The following is a 4,360-nucleotide window of genomic DNA, read 5'->3' as shown; positions in this document are numbered from 1 at the left end:
GTCCAGGCCAATGTGCGCGTGCGCTGGTCGGTAGACCGCGCCGTGCAAGGCGCCGACCATGTCGTCAATCTGGTCGCCATCCTGCATGAGAGCGGCCGGCAGAAATTCTCCGCCGTGCACGAGTTCGGCGCCCGCGCAGTGGCCGAGGCCGCGCGCTCGGTCGGCGCCGGCCTGACCCACATTTCTGCGCTTGGCGCCGATCTGGACTCCGAATCAGACTACGCGCGCACCAAGGCGCTTGGCGAAAAGGCTGTGCTGGAGACGATCAAGGACGCCGTGATCTTCCGGCCGTCGATCAATTTCGGACCCGAAGACGGCTTCTTCAACCGCTTCGCCAACATGGCGCGCTATTCGCCGGTGCTGCCGCTGATCGGCGGCGGCCAGACCAAGTTTCAGCCGGTCTATGTCGGCGACGTGGCCGAAGCGGTGGCGCGCTCGGTCGACGGCAAGGTGGATGGCGGCCAGATCTATGAACTCGGCGGACCGAAGGTGCTCACCTTCAAGCAGTGTATGGAAGAGCTGCTCGACGTGATCGAGCGCAAGCGGCTGCTGGTGCCGGTTCCGTGGTGGGTGGCCAACATCCAGGCCTCGATCCTCGGTCTCCTGCCCAACCCGCTGCTGACCAAGGACCAGGTGATGCAGCTGCGCGAGCACAACATCGTTTCGGACGCCGCCAACCAGACCAACAGGACGCTTGCGGGGCTAGGCATCCAGCCGCAGTCGATCGCGACGATCCTGCCCAGCTATCTCTGGCGCTACCGCGCCGCCGGCCAGTTCCAGCAACGCAAGCCCGCGGCCTAATTCGGCGCAACTGCCTGAAGGTGTCACGCCTAACGCGGCGTGACCTGCATCGGTAGACCGCCTTGCGGCTGCGTGGTCAGTTTCTGTACCGGCCAGGGTTTCGTTTCGGCGGTGGTGTCGAAGCGGAAGCGCGACAGCATGATCGCCAGCGCGATGATCGCCTCCTGCATGGCGAAGCTGGCGCCGATGCAGACGCGTGGGCCGGCGCCAAACGGCAGATACTGGAAGCGGTCGATCTTTTCGCGATTTCCCGGGTGGAAGCGTTCCGGCAGGAAGGCATCCGGCCGGTCCCACAGTTTCCTGTGGCGATGCACGACCCAAGGCATCACCAGCACCGCGGCGTGCTTGGGGATATGAAGATCCTTCCACATTTCCGGTTCGATCGGCTCGCGGTTGATCGACGGCGCCGGCGGATAGAGCCTGAGCGCTTCGTCGAAAGCCGCGCGCGTGAAGGGCATGGCATCGAGCCATTTCGTCGGATCGGGCTCGCGCGCCAGCACCTGGTCGATCTCCTGCTCGACCCGGTTGCGCTCCCACGGTGATTCAGCCAGGCAATAGAGCGTCCAGCCGAGCGCACGCGCCGTCGTCTCATGGCCGGCGCCGATGAAGGTGATGATATTGTCCTCGACCTCGGCCCGCGTCAGTCCGTCGGGTCCCTCGGCCTTGAGCAGCAGTGTCAGGAAATCCTGCGGCACGGCATCGGGATCGCGCTTGAATTTCGCTTCGCGCATCTTGACCGTGTCGGTGACGATCTTGCGGAAATAGGCCATGGTCTTGCGGCCACGGATGCGGGTCAGCCTCGGCAGCCAGTCGGGCGCACGCAACAGGTCGAGCGGATCGACGCGACCCATGGTCTCGAACAGGCGGTCGATCTCGTTGGCGAAACTGCCGGGCTCGCCTGATATCTCGCCGGAAAACAGCGTCTCGGCCAGGATGTCATAAGTGAGCAGCGTCATGTCATGGGCGATGTCAGACGTGCCGCCGTCTTCGTAACGGGTGACGAAGTCCTGCGTGCGCCTCAGCATCGGCTGGGCGAAGCCGAAGATGTGGCGCGGCGTGAACACCGGCGCCATCGCCTTGCGCGACCGCTTCCAGACCTCGCCCTCGGCGGTGAGCAGGCCGTCGCGCAGGATCGGCCGCAGGATCTTCTGGCGCACCGTCGCCATCTTGTAGTTCCTGGCGTTGTCGACCAGCACATGCCGGATCAGGGCGGGATCATTGGCGACGATCAGATGTCCGCCAACGCCGTTCGCCGAGATCCACGGCTCGTTGTAGGTATGCTCACCCCACAATTCGAGCGGGTTGCGGTAGACGATGCGGATCATCTCTAGCGTCGAGGGCGGCGTCGTGCGCGGCTTCGGCGCCGGGGGAATGAAGGGGGCGGGCTGGATGTCCATGCTGTGCTCCGCTGATGACCCAATGTAGTGGGCCGCAAAGCAGGCGTCCATGTGACCGAACGGCAAGGCCCTACTCTCCGGAATGTGACCGGTTACCGCGAGGTGCCTTCTTGTTGCCCCGAGCGGCATGCCCTAGGTGGCAGTCACCAATGGATACCGCCACCGCAGGAGCCCAGCTTGAAGCACCAGTTGAACATCATCATCGGCAGCACGCGGCCAGGCCGCGCCGGACCGATTTTTGCCGAGTGGCTGGAGAGGTTCGCGCGCGAGCACGGGAAATTCGAGCCTGTACTGACCGACATCGATGCGTTCAAGCTTCCGGTGCTGGACGAACCGCACCATCCAAGGCTTGGCAACTACCAGAACGATCATACCAAAGCCTGGTCCAAGGCGATCGATGCCGCCGATGCCTTCGTCTTCGTGGCGCCGGAATACAATTATTTCGTGGCGCCGGCGATCGTCAACGCGATCGACTATCTCTCGCGCGAATGGAAGTACAAGGCAGCCGCCATTTTCAGCTATGGCGGCGTCTCCGGCGGCCTGCGCGCGGCGCAAGCGCTGAAGCCGCTGCTGACCTCGGTAGGTGTCATGCCGATCCCGGAAGGCGTCGCGCTGCCGATGTACCAGAAACTGCTCGACGAAAATGGCGCTTTCAACGCCAGCGAACAGGTGCAGGGCGGAGCCAAAACCATGCTCGACGGGCTGCTGCGCTGGAGCGAGGCTTTGAAGCCGATGCGGGCAGGCTGAAAACGCTGGTCTTCCGCAAAAAACCCCGGTTTGCTGCCATAGAGAGGTGGTCGTGCACAGGAACGAACTGGGGGGCAGTTCGATTTGCGCTTGCTGTTTGCCTTGCTGCCTATGCTCACCACCGCCACCGCAGTGGTGGCGCCTGGCCCTGGTCATCGCCAACGACGACCACCGCCTGATCCGGCCGCCCGCCCGACATGACGCCGGGGCGCGACCGCAGCAGGCGGCTGGCGCCGAGATACAAGTTCATGATCAAGGTTTCTCAAGGACCGCTGGCCGAAGTGAAATGGGGGCCGGCGGAGGCCCGCCATTGGCAGCCGGCCATTCCCAGTGAAATGCCTGCAAACCTTGGAAAAACCGCCTTTTGCGCCTATATCTAGTCGATATCAGAGGCGCGATTCGGCGCGGACTTTTCGCGCTGTGCAGGCGGCATCCAGACAACAGGTTTTCATGAGCGATCAGATCGACAACAACAACGGCGCTGAAGCCGAATACGGCGCCGATTCCATCAAGGTTTTGAAGGGGTTGGACGCTGTCCGCAAACGCCCCGGAATGTATATCGGTGATACAGACGACGGCTCGGGCCTGCATCACATGGTCTATGAAGTGGTCGACAACGCCATCGACGAGGCGCTGGCCGGTCACGCCGACCTCGTCACCGTGACGCTCAACCCCGATGGTTCGGTCACTGTGATCGACAATGGCCGCGGAATTCCGACCGATATCCACACCGGAGAAGGCATTTCGGCGGCCGAAGTGATCATGACGCAGCTGCATGCCGGCGGCAAGTTCGACCAGAATTCCTACAAGGTCTCGGGCGGCCTGCATGGCGTCGGCGTCTCGGTGGTCAACGCGCTGTCGGCGTGGCTAAAGCTGAAGATCCGCCGCAACGGCCAGATCTTCGAGATGAGTTTCACGCATGGCAATGCCGACGCACCTCTGAAGGCGACCGGCACCTATGAGCAGGACAAGCAGCCGGGCACCTATGAGGGCCGCAGCGGCAGCCAGATCACCTTCTTCCCGTCGGCCGAGACCTTCACCATGGTCGAGTTCGACTTCGGCACGCTGGAACACCGGCTGCGCGAGCTTGCCTTCCTCAATTCCGGCGTGCGCATCATTTTGACCGATGCCCGTCACGCCGATGTCGTGCGCCATGAACTGCACTACGATGGAGGCCTCGAAGAATTCGTCAAATATCTCGATCGCGTCAAGAAACCGCTGATCGACAAGCCGATCGCCATCCGGGCGGAGCGCGACGGGATCACCGTCGAAGTGGCGATGTGGTGGAACGACAGCTACCACGAGAACGTGCTGGCCTTCACCAACAACATCCCGCAGCGCGATGGCGGCACGCATCTGGCCGGCTTCCGCGGCGCGCTGACGCGTCAGATCACCGGCTATGGCGAATCCTCTGG

General features: G+C 63.1%; 4 protein-coding genes. 3 read left to right on the top strand and 1 reads right to left on the bottom strand.

Annotated elements, in window-relative coordinates; translation table 11 throughout:
- Positions 1–801, top strand: an 801-nt coding sequence (locus ENZ74_RS23500) for a complex I NDUFA9 subunit family protein (protein WP_164761156.1), incomplete at its 5' end; no start/stop codon positions are given.
- Between the two features lie 29 nt (positions 802–830).
- Here the strand turns inward: ENZ74_RS23500 and ENZ74_RS23495 are convergent.
- Positions 831–2,198, bottom strand: coding sequence for a cytochrome P450 (locus ENZ74_RS23495; protein WP_013528196.1), 1,368 nt, complete (start codon positions 2,196–2,198; stop codon positions 831–833).
- Between the two features lie 177 nt (positions 2,199–2,375).
- Between ENZ74_RS23495 and ENZ74_RS23490 the strand changes: the two genes are divergently transcribed.
- Positions 2,376–2,945 (top strand): NADPH-dependent FMN reductase, encoded by a 570-nt coding sequence (locus ENZ74_RS23490; protein ID WP_063169841.1) that lies wholly within the window; start codon positions 2,376–2,378, stop codon positions 2,943–2,945.
- 450 nt (positions 2,946–3,395) lie between these two features.
- Positions 3,396–4,360, top strand: a 965-nt coding sequence (locus ENZ74_RS23485; protein WP_245470990.1) for an ATP-binding protein, incomplete at its 3' end; no start/stop codon positions are given.

It is taken from the genome of Mesorhizobium sp. M7A.F.Ca.CA.002.15.2.1, assembly GCF_003998715.1.
GTDB classification, from domain to species: Bacteria; Pseudomonadota; Alphaproteobacteria; order Rhizobiales; family Rhizobiaceae; genus Mesorhizobium; species Mesorhizobium ciceri.
Note: the sequence above shows the minus strand (reverse complement) of the source record. Positions and strands in the feature narration are given on the sequence as shown.